The organism is Extibacter sp. GGCC_0201, assembly GCF_017566055.1.
In the GTDB taxonomy this organism is placed as follows: Bacteria; Bacillota; Clostridia; order Lachnospirales; family Lachnospiraceae; genus Extibacter.
Genome location: NZ_JABFCH010000028.1, coordinates 1 through 17,701, shown reverse-complemented (window position 1 = coordinate 17,701; position 17,701 = coordinate 1). Strand labels below are relative to the sequence as shown.

The 17,701-nt window shown below is 49.9% G+C and carries 14 protein-coding genes; 13 read left to right on the top strand and 1 reads right to left on the bottom strand.

Going from position 1 to position 17,701, the window contains the following annotated elements:
* Window positions 1-54 precede the first annotated feature (54 nt).
* The 13 genes from HJV72_RS16015 to HJV72_RS15955 all read left to right on the top strand — a co-directional run bounded on the left by HJV72_RS16015 (window position 55) and on the right by HJV72_RS15955 (window position 16,906).
* On the top strand, window positions 55-801 hold the full coding sequence (locus HJV72_RS16015) for an aspartate/glutamate racemase family protein (protein ID WP_208072474.1): 747 nt from the start codon (window positions 55-57) through the stop codon (window positions 799-801).
* A gap of 202 nt (window positions 802-1,003) precedes the next feature.
* A complete protein-coding gene (locus HJV72_RS16010) occupies window positions 1,004-2,608 on the top strand; it encodes a response regulator (RefSeq protein WP_208072472.1) in 1,605 nt (534 codons plus the stop codon).
* Window positions 2,609-2,617: 9 nt separating this feature from the next.
* Complete coding sequence (locus HJV72_RS16005; protein WP_208072470.1) at window positions 2,618-3,667, top strand: sensor histidine kinase; 1,050 nt, start codon at window positions 2,618-2,620, stop codon at window positions 3,665-3,667.
* On the top strand, window positions 3,642-5,060 hold the full coding sequence (locus tag HJV72_RS16000) for a hypothetical protein (protein WP_208072468.1): 1,419 nt from the start codon (window positions 3,642-3,644) through the stop codon (window positions 5,058-5,060). The genes HJV72_RS16005 and HJV72_RS16000 overlap by 26 nt, the downstream gene beginning before the upstream one ends.
* A 128-nt stretch (window positions 5,061-5,188) precedes the next feature.
* Window positions 5,189-6,175 (top strand): substrate-binding domain-containing protein, encoded by a 987-nt coding sequence (locus HJV72_RS15995; protein WP_066580254.1) that lies wholly within the window; start codon window positions 5,189-5,191, stop codon window positions 6,173-6,175.
* 84 nt (window positions 6,176-6,259) lie between these two features.
* Window positions 6,260-7,741, top strand: a complete 1,482-nt coding sequence (locus HJV72_RS15990) for a sugar ABC transporter ATP-binding protein (RefSeq protein ID WP_208072466.1) — start codon at window positions 6,260-6,262, stop codon at window positions 7,739-7,741.
* A 20-nt stretch (window positions 7,742-7,761) separates the two neighbouring features.
* A complete protein-coding gene (locus HJV72_RS15985; RefSeq protein WP_208072464.1) occupies window positions 7,762-8,763 on the top strand; it encodes an ABC transporter permease in 1,002 nt (333 codons plus the stop codon).
* A gap of 69 nt (window positions 8,764-8,832) precedes the next feature.
* Window positions 8,833-9,717, top strand: a complete 885-nt coding sequence (locus HJV72_RS15980; protein ID WP_208072462.1) for a sugar phosphate isomerase/epimerase family protein — start codon at window positions 8,833-8,835, stop codon at window positions 9,715-9,717.
* A gap of 11 nt (window positions 9,718-9,728) precedes the next feature.
* Window positions 9,729-10,292, top strand: a complete 564-nt coding sequence (locus HJV72_RS15975) for a 6-phospho-3-hexuloisomerase (RefSeq protein WP_208072459.1) — start codon at window positions 9,729-9,731, stop codon at window positions 10,290-10,292.
* A gap of 53 nt (window positions 10,293-10,345) precedes the next feature.
* On the top strand, window positions 10,346-12,088 hold the full coding sequence (dhaL, locus tag HJV72_RS15970) for a dihydroxyacetone kinase subunit DhaL (protein ID WP_208072457.1): 1,743 nt from the start codon (window positions 10,346-10,348) through the stop codon (window positions 12,086-12,088).
* A gap of 87 nt (window positions 12,089-12,175) precedes the next feature.
* Window positions 12,176-13,174 (top strand): Gfo/Idh/MocA family protein, encoded by a 999-nt coding sequence (locus HJV72_RS15965; RefSeq protein ID WP_243765675.1) that lies wholly within the window; start codon window positions 12,176-12,178, stop codon window positions 13,172-13,174.
* A 341-nt stretch (window positions 13,175-13,515) separates the two neighbouring features.
* Window positions 13,516-15,309 (top strand): sensor histidine kinase, encoded by a 1,794-nt coding sequence (locus tag HJV72_RS15960; protein ID WP_208072453.1) that lies wholly within the window; start codon window positions 13,516-13,518, stop codon window positions 15,307-15,309.
* A gap of 22 nt (window positions 15,310-15,331) precedes the next feature.
* Entirely contained in the window at window positions 15,332-16,906 is a 1,575-nt protein-coding gene (locus HJV72_RS15955; RefSeq protein WP_208072451.1) for a response regulator, read from the top strand.
* Here the strand turns inward: HJV72_RS15955 and HJV72_RS15950 are convergent.
* Window positions 16,893-17,459, bottom strand: a complete 567-nt coding sequence (locus HJV72_RS15950) for a DUF1062 domain-containing protein (RefSeq protein ID WP_208072449.1) — start codon at window positions 17,457-17,459, stop codon at window positions 16,893-16,895. The genes HJV72_RS15955 and HJV72_RS15950 overlap by 14 nt on opposite strands.
* Between the last annotated feature and the right edge of the window lie 242 nt (window positions 17,460-17,701).

The window sequence follows — 17,701 nt, the reverse complement described above, 5'->3', positions numbered from 1 at the left end:
GAAGCTGCTAAGATGTGAAGCTGCTAAGATGAGTAGCACAGATGAGGAGGACATATGGGGAAAAGGCGGATTTTATTTTTAAAAGCAGTTGCATACAACGACTTAAATCCGATGATTCAGTCTTATCTGGACAGATATCGGGACGAGAATACGGAGCTTGAAGTGCGAAGTCTCAAAACAGGTCCGAAGCATTTAGAATACCAGTATTATCAGGCCATTGCCGGAAGGGGCATCTTAGAAGAAGTGCAACGGGCAGAAAAGGACGGGTTCGATGCAGTTATCATCAGCTGCTTCGACGATCCCTTTTTATACCCGTCACGGGAGATCAGCCAAAAGATAATTGTTACAGCGCCAGGCGAAGCCAGCATGCATCTGGCCGCTATGCTGGGGAACCAGTTTTCTGTCATTGTAGGAAGGGATAAATGGATCCCACAGATGAAGGAGAACGTGCACCGCTACGGGCTGGAAAGTAAGCTTGCATCCTTCCGGAGCCTTGGCATGGGAGTACTGGAGTTCCATCAGGATGAAGAAGAGACAGTCACACGGATGAAACGGGAGATACGCTCGGCAATTGAAACAGACCGTGCAGAAGTCATCATCCTTGGCTGCAGCATGCAGTTCGGCTTCTATGAAGAGCTTCAGAAAGAATTCCATGTACCGGTCATAGACTCCATGGTCGCAAGCCTGAAACATACGGAGTACCTGCTGGAGGTGCAGGAACAGGCAGGCTGGCGCTTCAGCAGGAGGGGACTGTATGAGCGTCCTCCGGAAGAAGAGATGAGAGAATGGGGGTTAGGTTAAGTCCACAAATTATGGACGTTCCCAAATTAGGGACGGAGGAAAATTAGATTTCCTCCGTCCCTAATTCGATTCAGGGTGTCCCCATTTCGATTTGGGGTGTCCCCCAGTGATTCCCGTGTTGCTTATTGATTTTTAAACCATTATAATATAACATAATAAATTAATGTTGGTGCCAGAGGGTATTAGATGAAAGGTGTTTGAGATGCAGAATAGAAAATGGCGTGTACTGATTGTGGACGATGAATTTAGGATTGGGATGTTGATCAAGAAGCTGATCAAGTGGGACGAGTATAATATGGAGTTTGTGGATGCCGTGGATAATGGGGAGGCTGCGTTTCAGATTATCAGGGAGAAACGGCCGGACATCGTGATTACGGATATCCGGATGCCGAAGATAAACGGTCTGGACTTGATCTGCATGACGCGTGAGATAAGCCGGGACATCAAGTTCGTCGTGATAAGCGGCTATAAGGAGTTCGAGTATGCCCACCGTGCGCTCCAGTATGGGGTGGATGATTATCTGCTGAAGCCGATCAGTGAGGACGAGCTGGACAAAGTGCTTGGGAAGATACACAGGGAATTCCTGCAAAAAGAGCGGCAGCAGAAGGAGCGGCAGGAGCTTCAGGAGAAGGTTACGGAGAGCAGGCAGATTATCAAGCGTGACTTTTTGAAAAATATAATCGAGCAGGATGATGAGGCCGAAATGGAGGATGCCAGAGTAGCGCTTGAGGGGGAAGTCTACCGGGGAATCGATATCAAGCTTGACTATGTCGATTACAGCAAGAGCGACCGAAAGCAGGACAGGCTGACGGTAGAGCGGGTCGTCGCCATCGTGGAGGGGATTCTGAAGGAGGTATCGGAAGAGGTGCTCATATGTGAAAAGGAGAATCTGCATATCTACTGCCTCTTCAACTATGATTACAGCAGAGCCAAGCTTATCAAGAACAGCATCAACGACATCCTGTCGGAGATAAAAGATTATCTGATGGGATTTGAACAGTATGAGGTGACGATTGGAGTCGGGACAGAAAAGACAGACTTCGCGGGGATCCGTTTTTCTATCAAAGAATCCAGCCGGGCGGTCGGTAACCGTATCAAGATGGGAACCGGGCGGCTCATCTACGCCGATACACTGTCAGGCGGGGGAAATGACGCCGCGGATAATCCGGTGGAACAATACAGGGAAGCGTTCCTGGCGAGCCTGGAAGTATATTCCAGAGATAAGATGGAACAGTGCCTGAACCAGATATACAGCAGCTTTATGCTGCGGGAGGATATCGACTTCTCAAAGTGCTATACGGTTGCGGAGGAGCTAATCGAGCTCTTTTTCGGATACATAGATCTCCATCAGGAAGAATCCCGCCAGCTTCGGAAAAGACTTGCCGGCAGCTGCCAGCACTGCTACTCCGTCACACAGCTTAAGAACCTGCTGAAGGCAGAGCTTGGAAGCTATCTGGATATGAACCGGGAGGCCGCAGAGGACGAATCCGTCAAACCGGTACGCCAGGCAAAGCAGTATATTGACGAACACTATAATGAGAAGATCGTTCTGGAAGACATCGCCGAAGTCATAGGCCTGAACCCTGTCTATTTCAGCGTGCTGTTCAAAAAAGAAGCCGGCATGAACTTCAGCGCCTACCTTATGAACGTGCGTATGGAAAAGGCGAAGGAAATGCTCTGCGGCACAAACGAGACGATAGCTGCCATCGGTGAAAGCGTCGGATATAAGGACTCCAGGTATTTCAGCCAGACATTTGCCAAAGTAGTCGGGGTAAAGCCCGCGCTGTACCGCAAGCTGCACTCTTAGGAGGAGAATATGAAACTGGTCAAAAGATTAAGAACTCTGATTATATGTGAAATCATCTTCCTTCTCCTGCTGTTTATGTGTATCGAAAGATACGGATATTCAAGGGCCGCGATTTGGGGCGCCATGCTTTTCCAGGCAGGAGCGATGATATACCTCGCAGCCGCTGTTTTGATACCATTTAAAAGCTTCGACGAGACGCTCGACTATTTTGCAGATAGAGACCGTTTGGAAGAAGATGACATCGAAAGGGAGCTAAAGCAGGTGGCAGGACGCGTCCCCTATATGGAACAGATTGAGCGGATTACCGACAGGCTGGCCAAACGGCGTACGAGAAAGAGCTCCGCGAAGATTTTCGACAAGCAGACAGAGCTTACAGCCCTCCAGAGCCAGATTAACCCTCATTTTCTGTACAATACGCTGGAATCCATACGGGGTCAGGCCCTGATGGACGATAATGTTGAAATCGCAAAGATGGTGGAAGCGCTCGCCGCGTTTTTCAGATACAGCATAAGCGGGAAAGGAAATCTTGTAACGCTGCGCGATGAGCTTGCCAATATCAACAACTACATGCTCATACAGCGGTACCGTTTTAACAACCGCTTTTCCATGGAAATCATTATAGACGAGGAAGATGAGGCTGCCTATGACTTCCTGATTCCGAGGCTGATCATACAGCCCGTTGTAGAAAATGCTATTTTCCATGGACTCGAAGAGAAGCTGGAAGGGGGCAAGGTAATCATCGAAGTCATCGTCACAGAAAGCAACCTGATCATCACCATCTCCGACAATGGGAAGGGGATAGACGGCAGAGAGCTGAAAGAGCTGGGCGCCAGAATCCAGTCCCAGGATATGCAGCTGGATGACGGCGGCAGCAGGCAGCGGAACACAGGAATCGCGCTGCCGAATATCCACAAGAGGATACAGCTGCTTTTTGGAGAAGAATATGGGGTCAATGTATACAGTACCGTCGGCCAGGGGACGGATGTAGAGATTACGGTACCGGCCGGATATGAAAGGGGCGGTGGATTGGAAGATGAAGAAAGAAATACTGCGGATTAGCAGTCTGGATTATACATATGCGGCCGGCAGAAAGCTGGAAAATATCTCCATGTGTATACTGGAAGGAGAGAGCGTCGGCTTCCTCGGACTGACCTATTCGGGCAAGGACCTGCTCGTACGTCTGCTGTGCGGTGAGGCGGAGGCAGACATACGGGGGCTTAACATATATGTGGACGGGGCCAGGATGTCAGACCAGGAGGAGCTGGCCCGGAACGTATACCGTATCGCGGCATCGAATTATAAGATTGATGACTGGACGGTAGCAGAATATATAGGGCTTGTCGGGTCCGGCTGGTTCCAGATGCTCTGGAACAGGAGGCGCCTGGAAGAAGAGACGGATGCATATTTTAAAGAGCTCGGCATTCCATTCGATGTCTCCCGAAAGTTGAAAGAGCTTACAGAGCTGGAAAAAAGAATTGCAGATATGGTAAAAGCCAGAAGGCATGGGGCCAGGATTGTCATAGTGGAGGACGAGTTCGAGGGGATGCGTCCGGAATCGATCGGGGAATTTGCCTGTATCATGAAGAAGCTGGCCAGGGAAAGAATGGCAGTCATCGTTAACAGCCATTCGGATATGGTCTTGTCCATGCTGTCTGATAAATATATTATCATGAAAAAAGGACGGATCGTGAAAAAGTGCCGGACGGATTATATACAGGATGGCAGACATCTGGAAAAGTTTCTGCTCGGCAGCACGATTAAATCCAAGAAGCAGAATATGGACAGCTATACGCTGGAACAGAGCGAGGAGAAAAAGACGGTGTACCGGGTGAGAGGGTTAAGGCTGAAAGACGGAAGGAAAGGAGACTTCAACTTCTCAAGGGGAGAGGTCGTCACGTTTCTTGTACTGGACGGCAGAGAAAAGGAGAGGCTCTTCCTCATGCTGTCAGGAAGGCAGCCGGGAAGGGACATGTACTGCGTCATCGATTCGCGTGAATATGCGTCCGGCGATTTCAGCGGATTCGTCCGGGGCAAAGTCGTGTCTGTCATGCATATGGGGAGCAAAGAAGAAGTGTTCACCCATATGTCGGCGGGACAGAACCTGCTGCTCCCGTCGCTTGGAAAGATATCATCGGCAGAGTATATCGCATCATCTGGAAGAATCTCGAAGATGCTGAAACAGAATATGGACAGCGATGCCATGATGCCGGACATGGAAGCCGGGGACCTGGAAATCAACGATCTTATCAGCATAACGCTTGAGCGCTGGTATATATATAATCCCAAGGTGCTCGTCCTCTTCGAGCCATTTGCACAGTGCGACGTATTCGGTGTGTCCATCGTAAAATCATACATCAAGAAGTTTGCGAACAGGGGAACTGCGGTAATCATACTGAAGTCCAGAGAAGAGTATGTAGAAGATATCTCGGACAAGATTATAAGCCTTGATTAGATATGCTGGTCAAGGCCTTAAAATGTTCACACTTAATCTAAATCCTGTCACATTGGAATCTGTATTCCCCCCATGTATAATAAAACCATTCCAAGAGGGAAAGAACTAACATAAAGGAGGAAATGTACATGAAAAAGAAAGTTTTATCGGTTCTGCTGGCAGCAGTCATGGTTACTGCACTGCTGGTAGGATGCAACTCCGGAGAGACGAAGAAAGAATCAGGGGGAGAGGCAAAGAAGGGCGAGGACCTGACATTCGTCGTCGTACCGAAATGTGTCCATGCCTGGTTCGACGAAGTCAACAAGGGTGCACAGCTTCAGGCGGATGCGTTGTCCGACCAGCTCGGCGTGGAAGTTAAGATTGACTACCGTGCACCGTCCAAGTCAGACGTGGCAGAGCAGAACTCCGTCATGGAGCAGGCAGCAGCGACGAAGCCGGACGGTATCGCCGTCGACCCTGTAGACTATGAAGGCAGCAAGGCTGTCATAGAAGAGATTCAGTCCCAGGGCATCCCGGTCGTTCTCTTCGACGCACCGTCACCGGAAGGCAGCGGCCTTACAAGTGTCGGCAATGATTTTAAAGAGCAGGCAACGATTGCCGCAGATAAACTTGCAGAACTCATCGGAGAAGAAGGCAAGGTTGCAGTGATGCAGGGATTCCCATCTGCACCGAACCATGCAGAAAGATACCAGGCTCATCTGGACGCGCTGAAAAAATATCCGAATATTGAAGTGATTGACGGCGGTATTGACAACGACAATGTAGAAGAAGCCCAGTCCCAGGCAGCAGCAGTTCTCGCGGCCAACCCGGACCTGAAAGGCTATCTGAACTGTGACGCCTGCGGCTCAGGCGTGGCGGCAGCTATCGAGGAGGCGGGAAAAGCAGGTGAAGTTACATTCGTTGCAATGGATAACCTGATTGAAATCCTTGATTATGTCAAGAGCGGAACGATCTCCGCGACATCTTCCACAATACCTCAGATGCAGGGCTCTATGGCAGTTCTGATGATGTGGCAGCAGTCGATCGGAATCGAAATTCCACAGAAAGTTGACACAGGTATCGCATACATTGATGAGACCAATATCGATGAATGGATTAAAACTGTAAGTGAATAACAATCAGAATGACTAGAAACGGGGGGCTTGTGACTGGATTAATTCAAGTTACTCGCCCTTCGTTTTTTTAAAAGGAGCATGTCTATGAAAGTATTAGAGGCACAAAATATTACGAAATTATTTCCGGGCGTAGTCGCTCTTGATTCGGTAGATGTATCCTTTGATACGGGAGAGATCCATTGCGTCATCGGAGAGAATGGTGCGGGGAAAAGTACGCTGATCAAGTGTCTGACAGGCGTGTATGAGCCGGAAGAAGGGCAGGTCCTGATAGACGGGGAGGACGCGCTGAAGAACAAGGTGCTGTTTGACAAAGTGGCATACGTGCCCCAAGAGATAGATCTGTTCGGCTATATGTCTGTTGCGGAAAATCTGTTCCTGCCATATGAGAAATCCGGCCTCAAAGGGATTGTAAACCAGAAAGAATTGGAAAAGAAGGCGGTTCCGCTGCTTGAGAAGTTCCGCATACCGGTAAAGCCGGATGAACTTGTGAAGGATATATCCGTATCTGCACAGCAGCTTTTGCAGATTGCGAGAGCCACGGTCCATGAAGACTATGAAGTGCTCATGCTGGACGAACCGACGACCAGCCTTACGACGAGTGATACAGAGATATTATTTGACATTGTAAAAGAGATTAAAGCAGAAAATAAAGCGATCATATTCATTTCCCATAAGCTGGAAGAGATATTTGCCCTGGGTGATGTACTGACAGTATTCAGAAATGGTAAGAAAGTCGCTTATTCCAGATTGGAAGAGATAGATATACCGTGGGTAATCCGGCAGATGACCGGACGTGAGCTTGATCAGAAGCAGGTATTTTATTCTGACAAGGTATCGGATGAAGTGCTTTTGGAAGTCAAATGCCTGACAGGAGAGCGGTTCACGGATGTGAGCTTCACTTTGAAAAAAGGAGAGATACTGGGATTTTCAGGATTGGTGGGGGCCGGCAGAAGCGAGCTGATGCAGGCCATCTTCGGATACCTTCCCGTATACTCAGGCAGCGTGAAGCTGGGCGGCGAGGAGTGGAAGCTTGGAGATACGAATTATTCTGTAAACCACGGGTTTATCTATCTCCCGGAGGAGAGGAAGAAGCAGGGGATCCTCCCTGTCCTGTCCATCCGTGAGAACATATCCGTCTCAGCCCTTAAGGACTTAAAGGGCGGCCTTGGCATCTCCAAGAAGAAGGAAGACGAACTCGCGGGCAGGATCATCGATACCTATGATGTAAAGACGCCGGACGCAGAAAAAGAGATTCAGTTCCTGAGCGGGGGCAACCAGCAGAAGGTCATCATCGGACGCTCGATGTGCTGCAGCCCGAAGGTGCTTGTGTTCGATGAGCCGACGAAGGGAATCGATGTCGGCACGAAAGCAGAGATATACCGTCTCATGAAAGAACTGGCGGAGGAAAAAGGCATCGGCATCATCCTCATATCCTCGGAGATGGAAGAGATTAAAAAATGTTCCAACAGAATCATTGCGTTGTATGAAGGGAAGAAAGCCGGCGAGTATGATGCAGAGGCGGATAAAGAAGCAATCCTAAGTGCTATTATCGGAGTAAATTCTTAGAGAAAGAGGAGTCGTTTATTATGAATAAAGAAAAAACAAAGACAAACAACGTCTTCGTAAATGCGTTGAAGAAAAGTAATATGACAGCTATCGGCGTCGTATTGTTATTGATGATTATTATTGCAAGTGTAGCTTCTCCGTATTTCCTGGATATGTATAACCTGCAGTCTCTTATCAGAGACCTGGCCTTCATCGGCATGATAGGTATCGCCCAGTCGCTGCTTCTGCTCATCGGGGAGCTGGATCTCTCGGTCGGGAAGATTGCGTCTCTGTGTGGTATCCTTGCAGGTATGATGATGGTGAATTATGGCATCAACCCATGGCTCGCTCTTGCGCTTGCGTTGCTGCTCGGTCTTGTGTTCGGCTGTATCAACGGGCTTATCATTACAAAGCTGAGACTGAATTCCATGGTAGCCACGATTGGTATGCAAGGGGTATACGGAGGTATCAACCTTGTGCTGACAAAAGGGAAAGCGATTACAGGGATTCCGGAAGATATCTACATACTTGGCAAAGGAAACCTCGGACCGGTACCGTTCCCGTTCGTGTTCTGCATAGGGGTGCTCATCCTTATCCTGTTCATGGTGAAGAAGACAAAGACCGGACGTTATATCTACGCCATCGGCAACAGCCGGGAGGCCGCTAAGATTCTTGGCATCAAGGTAGACAAGATTCGGGTCATGATATACGCTATCGTCGGTCTCATATCCTCCCTGGCAGGCATCCTGTACGTGGCAAGGCTTGGTTCCTCCCAGTCTGCAATCGGTGAGAACTGGCCGATGAACTCTATCGCCGCCTCTGTCATCGGCGGCGTATCCCTGACAGGCGGTATCGGCAATCCGGCGGGGGCGCTCATAGGCGCGGCAATCATCAGCATCATCCAGAACATGATTGTGCTGTTCGGCGTCAACGTATACTGGCAGTCAGCCGTCAGCGGCATCGTAGTCGTCATCGCCATATCCTTCAGCTCTATATCAGAGATTATGCGGGAGAGAAAGCAGAGAAAGATAAAGCTTGGCTAAGACTCATATATGGGCTGCACTATGAGCAGACATGCGCAGCCTAATCACAGTTAGGAAAGGAGATTGATTATGAAGCTTGGATTAAATCTGTCATTTGCCGTAAAGCGCTTTTTAGAGCCAGAGAAGCTGGCCCACATGTGCAGACACGAATTTGGCACGGACCACGTGCAGTTTACGTGGGACCTCATCGACCCGTGGTGGCCGGAAGAACTCAGGGATGTGCTGGCAATCCGATACAAGGAAGCATTTGAAGAAGAGAGCGTACACATAGATGCTACATTCGGAGGACTGGCGTCCTATTCGTATGCTCATCTTCTCGCTCCAGCCAAGGAGCAGAGAGAAGCGGCCTTCCTCTTCTTTAAACGGGCCATCGACCTTACGGCAGTAATGGGGGCAAAAGTCATGGGAACACCGGTAGGCGGCATGTCCTACGACGACGCCCGCTGTCCTGCAAGACGGGAAGAACGGTACGAAGAGATGCTTGGCTATGTCAGGCGGCTGGCCTCCTATGGGAAGGAGAAAGGTCTGGAGGAGATACATATTGAGGCGACGCCGCTCATCACGGAATTTCCATACAGCCCTGAAGTGTCGGTAAAGATGATGAAGGACCTGGAAGGGACGGATATTCCGGTAAAGCTGCTCGTGGACTGGGGACATGCGCTTTATGAGCCGCTTTTGAAGGAAGAAGCGGATATTGAACTCTGGTTCCACACATGCGCCCCATACATCGGATCCATTCATCTTCAGCAGACGGACGGCCAGTGGGACCGGCATTGGGACTTCACGAAGAAAGGAATCGTCACGCCGGAGCTCATCAGGCGCGCTACCGCCGGGGCCGGGCTTGACGATGTCATGCAGTACCTGGAGGTCGTCACCATATTTGAAGACGACGATGACGCAGTGTACGACGGTATGAAAAAGACGATGGACTATCTTCACAGGGAACTGGATTAAGGAGGCGCAGCATGGAATATAAAGAGATGTACGAGCAGATGCTCTCTGAATATCGACAGGTATTCGAGAAGCTGGATCAGGCAGCGATGCGTGAATTTATCGATGAAGTGGAGCGGCATGACCGCATCTTCCTTATCGGAGTAGGGCGCGAAGGGATGGCGACGAGAGCATTTGCCATGAGGCTCATGCATATGGGCAAAGAGATTCACTGGATCTGGGACGACACGACACCTTCTATAGGAGAAGGCGATATGCTGATAGCCACCCTCGGAGATGGCTGCATCGGGCATATCAATTATATATGCGAGCGGGCGAAAGAAGCAGGAGCTCTCCTATATGTGGTAACCGGTTCACCGAGCGGGAACACGGCAAGAAACGTTGCGGACAAAGTATTCTTCGTCCCGGCCGCGGTGTACCGTGGGACGGATGATGTCGTTCCGTCATTCCAGCCCATGGGCAATCTGTTTGAACAGTGCCTGCTCATGGTATTTGATATAATAGTGATGACCATCGTGGACGAGACGCCGGGACTCACATTCGAGAGGATGTCGGGGCGCCACAGGAACGTAGAATAAGAAGCGTTAAGTTGGAGGCGTGAAGCTAGTGACGTATAGGAGGAAGAGGTGCGATGAAAAAAATATTAAATGCAGATGTAGATCATGTGGTGGAAGAGATGCTTGCCGGATATCTGTCTGCATACAGACGGTACTACAAAAGAATCGGCGAGTACAATGCATTTACATACAAGGGACACAGAAAAGATAAGGTTGCGCTTGTCATCGGCGGAGGAAGCGGTCATGAACCACTTTTTTCCGGGTACTGCGGAGCCGGGCTGGCCGACGGCGTCGCCTGCGGCAACATATGCGCCTCCCCGAACCCGGAGCTGATCTATGAGACGGCAAAGGCCGTAGACCAGGGAAAAGGGGTACTGTTCATCTACGGATGCTATGCAGGAGACAATCTGAACTTTGACATGGCGGAGGAACTGTGCCGCGCGGACGGCATGAAGACCGCCCACGTACGGGTGTGGGACGACTGCGCTTCGGCGCCGAAGGAGCGGATTACAGACCGCCGCGGCATCGCGGGTGATGTCTTTGTTATCAAGGCAGCCGGCGCGGCATGTGATGCGGGGCTTGCGTTTGACGAGGTGGTACGAATTGCAGAAAAGGCGAGGGACAATATCAATACGATTGGTCTTGCAACGTCTCCCGGAACGCTGCCGGGGAACGATAAGCCGACATTCGAGCTGCCGGATGACGAAGTGGAATTCGGTATGGGGCTTCACGGTGAGCCGGGCATTGAGCGCACGAAGCTTAAGCCGGCGGATGAACTTGTGGGGAGGATGTACGCAGAGCTGAAGGCAGAGATGAACCTGAAAGAAGGGGATGAGATAGCGGTCCTTGTGAACGGGCTTGGCTCCACACCTCTTCTGGAGCTGAACATCGTGTATTACGACCTGCACAGGCTTATGGCGGCAGACGGGCTTAAGGTGTACGATGCAGAGGTGAAGACATACTGTACATGTATGGAGATGGGCGGATTCTCCATCACGGTGCTGAAGCTCGACGAGGAGCTGAAGCGGTATTATGACGCGCCGTGCTATTCCCCGTACTATGCAAAAGGCGAACTGACGGGCGCCGTCAGCGAACCTGGAGACATGGAGGAGGAAGAAGAGACGGAATTTGATGAAGCAGACGTAAAAGAGGCCGAAATCGTAAGGAGCAAAGAAGGGGAGCTAACTGAGCTGAATGCCGCAGATGCGAGGAATATGCTGCTTTACATAGCGGATAAGATAATAGCAGGCAAACCATATCTTACGGAGATCGACAGCGTAATCGGAGACGGCGACCACGGAATCGGCATGGCCGGGGGAATGCAGAAGGCGAAGAAAAAGCTGCTCCGGATGGAAGACGAGACAAATGCATATGCAGTGTTCGAGACTGCGGGAAATGCCATGCTCATGTCTATGGGCGGTGCCTCCGGCGTCATATTCGGCAGCCTGTTTCTGGCCGGGGCAAAAGGCATGAAGCCGAAAGAAGTGCTTACGGCCGCAGATCTGGCAAAGATGGAGCGGATGAGCCTCCTTGCCATCCAGGAACGAGGCAAGGCCGAGGTGGGAGACAAGACGATGGTAGATGCCCTGGCCCCTGCGGTAGAAGCGATGGAGAAAGCGGCCTCCGGCAGCCTTCTCGACATGCTGAAGGCAGCGGAAGAGGCAGCCAGACAGGGCATGGAAGACACGAAAAAGTATGTAGCCAAGTTCGGGCGGGCCAAATCACTTATGGAGCGGGCAATCGGCCACCAGGATGCAGGCGCGACTTCCGTATGGCTCATCTTCCAGGGCATGAGAGAATTCGTAGAAGGCAGGTAGGGACACCCTAAAACGAGTTGGGGACGGGGGAAAATGAATTTTCCCCCGTCCCCAACGAACCTCAACGATGAAAGGTGGTTAAAGTTGATGAATAAAAAAGTAAACTGGGGCATCTTAGGCTGTGCCGGGATTGCCAGGATAAGGACGATACCGGGACTGCTTCAGGCGGACAACGCGAGGCTGTATGCCGTGGCGAGCCGGGGAGACGGTAAAGCGGAGGAATTCAAAGAATTATTCTCCGCGGAAAAGGCCTATGGCAGCTACGAACAGCTGCTGGAAGACGATGAAGTGGAAGCTGTCTACATACCGCTTCCCAACACTATGCACTATGAGTGGACAGAAAAAGCTGCAAAGGCCGGAAAGCATATTTTATGTGAGAAGCCGTTAGCCATGAATGAAGAAGAAGCAAAGAAGATGTATGAGGTGTGCCGGGAGAACGGAGTGCTTCTCATGGAGGCATTTGCCTACCGGCACAGTCCGCTTGTGCAGAAGGTGAAGGCGCTTATAGATGAGGGTGCCATAGGGAAAGTGAAGTATATAGAATCCCATCTGACGGATGTGCTTCACGACATGTCTAACATCAGGATGAACCAGAATCTGGGCGGCGGCGCGTTCTATGATATGGCGTGCTATAATGTCAATGTCATAAGCTATCTGATTGGAAAAGAGCCGGAAAGCGTCAAGGCGTTTGCCGAGATGGACGAAGAATATGGGGTTGATGTGAGCAATACGTTTCTGCTCAAGTATGATGACGGCATCCAGGCCGCAGGGTATTCTTCCCTGAATTCCTATGCCAGAGGCTATTATGCCGTGGTAGGAGATAAGGGAAGGATTGAAGTCCCATGCAACTTCAATTGTAGAAACGTGTGCAAATTCACCGTTTCCACAGGTGCCAGTGTGGATAATGTGGAAGTGCTGGATGAAGAGAAGACGGAGTATACAGTCATGTGTCCTGACAACTACATGCTGGAAATCGAACAGTTCGGCAGATGCATCCTGGATGGGGAGCAGCCGCTCGTGTCGGAAAAAGAGACCTTGCAAAACGCGCGTATACTGGACAGGGCGCTGGAAGATGCCGGACGGTAGGAACAACGCCGGATACAGCTGCCGTTTCTACGGCAGCTGGCCCTGTTCTATCTTTTTAAACAAGATGTTGTTGACTTTTTTGTTATCCAGATTTCATCATCGATAATTTTTATATCGTATCCATGAATGACTGCAGTGCATACCGTATAGTAAAATCAAGATGCTCATCGTCCTGCGTCTGCCTTGTACAGCATTATTCTATGGGGACACCCTAAAATAAATTAGGGACACCCTGAAAACGAATTGGGGACGGAGGAAAATTAATTTTCCTCCGTCCCCAATTCGTTTTCAGGGTGTCCCTCTATGTGTTATACTGGAAAAAGATGGAGAGAGGTGAAGGGATGAAGAGACGTTATGGACTGAACATGGTATGGAAGATGACGATAGCCACGATGCTGCTGCTTCTCATACCGATATTCATTATCTGTATCATATACATACAGATGTACCAAAAGACTTCTATGGAGACTGCGGATGGTAAACTGACGTCCGTGCTCGGCAGTATGCAGGGCCGGATTGACGAGACGCTGTCAGACGCGGAGGTCATGCTGGATGAGCTGTTCTACCGGCAGGAATTTTCTTATTTTATGAACGATAAGAACGAACTGAGCCAGCGGGAAATCAACTATTATACGTCCAGCGTACAGAAGGAACTGATTAACAACCGTTATCTGTATTCTAATATCTTTGGCAATATCGGTCTCTATTCATCGAACAGCCAGGTGAAGGCCGACTGGCAGTTTCCTCTTCAGAATCTGGAAGAAAAGCCATATTACGCGGAGGTGACGGTGGACACGCAGGGAGCGGTCTATGGAGCTGTCAGAGAATCGGAACTCGTGTTCTCCACGCTGGATACCAAGCACATAAAAGTCGGCAATGCCAATGTCTATGTCCTTCCTATCTATAAGAAGGTATATGCGATAGGGACGAAAGACGTGATAGGAGTGGTAGAGACGGATGTGGATATCAACCGGCTTATGGACGTGACGGGCCTTCGCAATGACGATTCCGGTATAACGAAGATTGTTGCGGACCGGAAGAAAAATGTCCTTATCAATACGGGGAACAGGGACAGCGCGCTTGAAAAACGTATTATGGCACGGATCCAGGAGGATAAGGGTACGGAAGAACTGTACATTGACGGGGCTAGTTATCGGATGTCTTACACCGTATGCCCAAATACGGGACTTATCAATATTGCCCTTCTCTCACGGGATGACATATATAGCAATATCTTCAACATGGTCATCGGCGTACTGCTCATTACCGTAATGTGTCTTGGAGTGATGGGAATCATCACTTACCTCGTTATCAGCAACATGCTGAGCCGTCTCGTAGTCGTAGACGTCATGATGGGTAAGGTGAGGGAAGGACATTTTGACGTGCTCATACCGGAGGATGGCAAATCAGATGAGATATCCCGCATCGGAAGTTCCTTCAATCTCATGGTGGCCCACTTGAATGAGGTCCTCGAAGAGAAGGTACGAAACGAACAGGCGCAGAAAGATGCTGAAATCAAAGCGCTGCAGGCTCAGATCAATCCTCATTTTCTATACAATACGCTGGAAAATATGCGCATGCAATGCGAGATTGACGGCTATTATATGATGGGGAACAGCCTGGCTGTGCTCGGAGAGCTTTTCCGCTACAGCATCAAATGGGGCAACAACGAAGTGGCATTTGAACTGGAATGGCAGAATCTGAAGAATTATCTCTATATCATGCGTATGAGATATGAAGATGACCTGGAAGATGAGCTGGAATGCGACTACGGGCTGGAGGATGTGATTGTACCTAAGATGATACTGCAGCCGCTGGTGGAAAACTGCTTCAGTCATGCATTTAAGACGAAGATGCCGCCGTGGAAAGTCCGCGTAACCGCAAGAAGAGAAGGTGACAGGCTTGTAATTGCCATAGAGGACAACGGGTGCGGCATCGAAGGTGAAAAGGTGGCGTGGATCCAGAGATGTCTCGATGAGAACAAAGAGATTCGATGTACCGAGAAGCAGCGCAAATCTATCGGAATCCTGAACGTAAAGCAGAGGATAGAGATGATATGCAAGGAAGGCAGCAAGGTAATGATTGAGAGCAGGCAGCAGGAAGGTACGGTAATCCGCATTATAATTGAACTGTAGATGATGAAAATGGGTGATGGTAATGTTTAAAATATTAGTTGCAGATGACGAAAAGTTCATACGGAAAGGAATCGTAACCATACTGTCCGGCAACCTCAGGGAAGAAGTAGAGTTCGTAGAGGCGAGAAACGGTCTGGAGGCGCTGGAAAAGTCGAGGACAGAGACGCCGGGACTTATCATAACAGATATAAGTATGCCCGGATGTGACGGCCTGGAATTCATACAGAGGCTGAAGGAGATCAACGTAAATGTCCCTGTTATCATCTTGTCGGGATATGAGAACTTCGAATATGCCAAGAAAGCCATTAAGCTTGGCGTAAAAGAGTATGTCATGAAACCGATTAAGAAAACGGAGTTCGTAGAACTCATACATTCCTACATAACAGATATACGGCAGGCCAGGCAGAGGAACCGTGAGGAATATCTGAAAAGAAGCGAAAATACGAGAATTATGGAAAAGCTTAAGCGGGATTTTCTGCTTGGCCTTTTGAAATGTACGAGCAGTGAGGAGGCGCGGAATTATCTCATCCAGCTCGAAGAGCTGGGCATGCGCTTCGACTCCCACTTGTACATGTGCGTAGCCGTACAGTATAAGGTTACGCCGGCCAACATGGAATATATAGACTTTGTCGTAAAAAATATACTGGATGAGTTCTGGGGACTTCGTCTGGATGATGAAAAGGCAATTAACGTAGTATACGGATCAGGCATGGTCGTGGCCATCTTTGAAGGGGACAGCCAGACCGCCCTTCTGGAACAGAAGAAAAAGCTCGTGCGCGAAGCACTGTCATTGTTGAAACAATATTGCAAGACAGAGATATATGCGGGAATCGGTGATATAGCATTTGACTCCATCCAGCTTCACGTATCTCTGCGGCATGCTATGCTGGCAGCCAACTATAAGATATTTGAAGAGGGGGGCAGCGTATGCGCGTATCAGGATCTGGAAAAAGGAAAGGAGCCAGAAGCACCGGAGCTGGTAAAGCGGATGAAGCCGATTGAAGACATCAATATATTTGATATGCTGGACCGCTTCCGAAAGCTGGCATATTCCGGGAAAACCCGCCGGGTGCTGAAGGTGCTGGAGCAGGAGTACGAGGAAGTACAGAACCATATCAATCTCGTGATGGCGCGGAAGCAGACCGGCAAGACGGTATGGGATGAAAAGTACAAAAGCTTTTCCTGCGTCTGGTCCGTCGGGGAGGCAGGGCAGGAGCTGAAAGAGCGGGTCGAACTGCTCAAAGAGCTCTGCGATGACAGCGGGAGCGTGAATGAAGCATTGATGCGGCAGATGCTGGATTTCGTGGATGAACATATCACAGAAGAGCTGGATTTGAATACGGTGGCGGAAAAGTTCAACCGGACGTCCGGCTATGTCAGCACTCTCTTTAAGAAATATACGAGCGGGGGCTTCAGCGCCTATCTCACCGGGGAGCGGATAAAGATAGCGAGAAAGCTGCTGGAGGACTCCAGCATACCGATACAGGAGATTGGAGAGCTGTGCGGCTATAACAATCCAAAATACTTTTCTGTCGTATTCAAGAAGGTGACGGGAGAGACGCCGAGAGGATACCGGGAAAAGCTCATAAGCCGGTAGCATCGTACTGGACGGTCAATGTGATATGGCCGGGGAGCTTCTGCTTCAGCACATGTATTCCAGGCGCCCCTTTTATCGACCCGCTATCAATAAGCTGATTCAGCATCCTGCGAGACAGGTTCAGCTTCTGGCGCAGCACGGCAGACACTTTGACGGGAAGCGGGTAGTCGCATATCAGATGCAGCTCTACGGGTTCGCCGGTGGGAAGATTCTCCCCGGCTACCGTGAACGCAGGCACACAGGGAATGGCCCCGTTCTGCCGGAGAAGCCCCGTGTTCAGAGCATGCTGTGCGGCCAGCTTCTGGTCATTGTTGTGATAACGTTCCAGGAGGTCCGCATCTATGCCGGCGGGACTGATGCGGGAGCAGATGGGCAGGTTCCACGTTGTGTCACAGTGCGGACATCTGTATATGAGCCATATGTCAAGATGCTTCCGCTGCGCATTCACCCGGAACTGACCGGAGCACCTATATTCTCTTTTTGTGCCGCAGCTTTTGCAATATCTAAGTACGGCAGGCAGTTCAAATTGGATATACCATACGATTCTCTTCAATTTACACAGTCCTTTCGTTCTGTAAAATTGTAGCATCTCGGTCTGGTATGTCCAACCGAATACACGTTTTATAAAAGAACTTGAGGAACGGAAAGATTAGGCAATGGAGGATGCCTAATCGGGAAGCATACGATCATTATCAGCAGTTTTCATAACAGTATTTCTTAAATGGGGGTTTAGTGAAGTGGACGCCGCTGGGGAGGTATGGGGCATCTGCTCCGATGCGTCCGGGAACTGCGACT

What these genes read in the sequence shown, in the direction of transcription:
- HJV72_RS15980 (WP_208072462.1), top strand. Translation starts at nt 8,833, where the DNA reads ATGAAGCTTGGATTAAATCTGTCATTTGCCGTAAAGCGCTTTTTAGAG.
- dhaL (WP_208072457.1), top strand. Translation starts at nt 10,346, where the DNA reads ATGAAAAAAATATTAAATGCAGATGTAGATCATGTGGTGGAAGAGATG.
- HJV72_RS15955 (WP_208072451.1), top strand. Translation starts at nt 15,332, where the DNA reads ATGTTTAAAATATTAGTTGCAGATGACGAAAAGTTCATACGGAAAGGA.
- HJV72_RS15965 (WP_243765675.1), top strand. Translation starts at nt 12,176, where the DNA reads ATGAATAAAAAAGTAAACTGGGGCATCTTAGGCTGTGCCGGGATTGCC.
- HJV72_RS16010 (WP_208072472.1), top strand. Translation starts at nt 1,004, where the DNA reads ATGCAGAATAGAAAATGGCGTGTACTGATTGTGGACGATGAATTTAGG.
- HJV72_RS15985 (WP_208072464.1), top strand. Translation starts at nt 7,762, where the DNA reads ATGAATAAAGAAAAAACAAAGACAAACAACGTCTTCGTAAATGCGTTG.
- HJV72_RS15960 (WP_208072453.1), top strand. Translation starts at nt 13,516, where the DNA reads ATGAAGAGACGTTATGGACTGAACATGGTATGGAAGATGACGATAGCC.
- HJV72_RS15990 (WP_208072466.1), top strand. Translation starts at nt 6,260, where the DNA reads ATGAAAGTATTAGAGGCACAAAATATTACGAAATTATTTCCGGGCGTA.
- HJV72_RS16000 (WP_208072468.1), top strand. Translation starts at nt 3,642, where the DNA reads ATGAAGAAAGAAATACTGCGGATTAGCAGTCTGGATTATACATATGCG.
- HJV72_RS16015 (WP_208072474.1), top strand. Translation starts at nt 55, where the DNA reads ATGGGGAAAAGGCGGATTTTATTTTTAAAAGCAGTTGCATACAACGAC.
- HJV72_RS15975 (WP_208072459.1), top strand. Translation starts at nt 9,729, where the DNA reads ATGGAATATAAAGAGATGTACGAGCAGATGCTCTCTGAATATCGACAG.
- HJV72_RS15995 (WP_066580254.1), top strand. Translation starts at nt 5,189, where the DNA reads ATGAAAAAGAAAGTTTTATCGGTTCTGCTGGCAGCAGTCATGGTTACT.
- HJV72_RS16005 (WP_208072470.1), top strand. Translation starts at nt 2,618, where the DNA reads ATGAAACTGGTCAAAAGATTAAGAACTCTGATTATATGTGAAATCATC.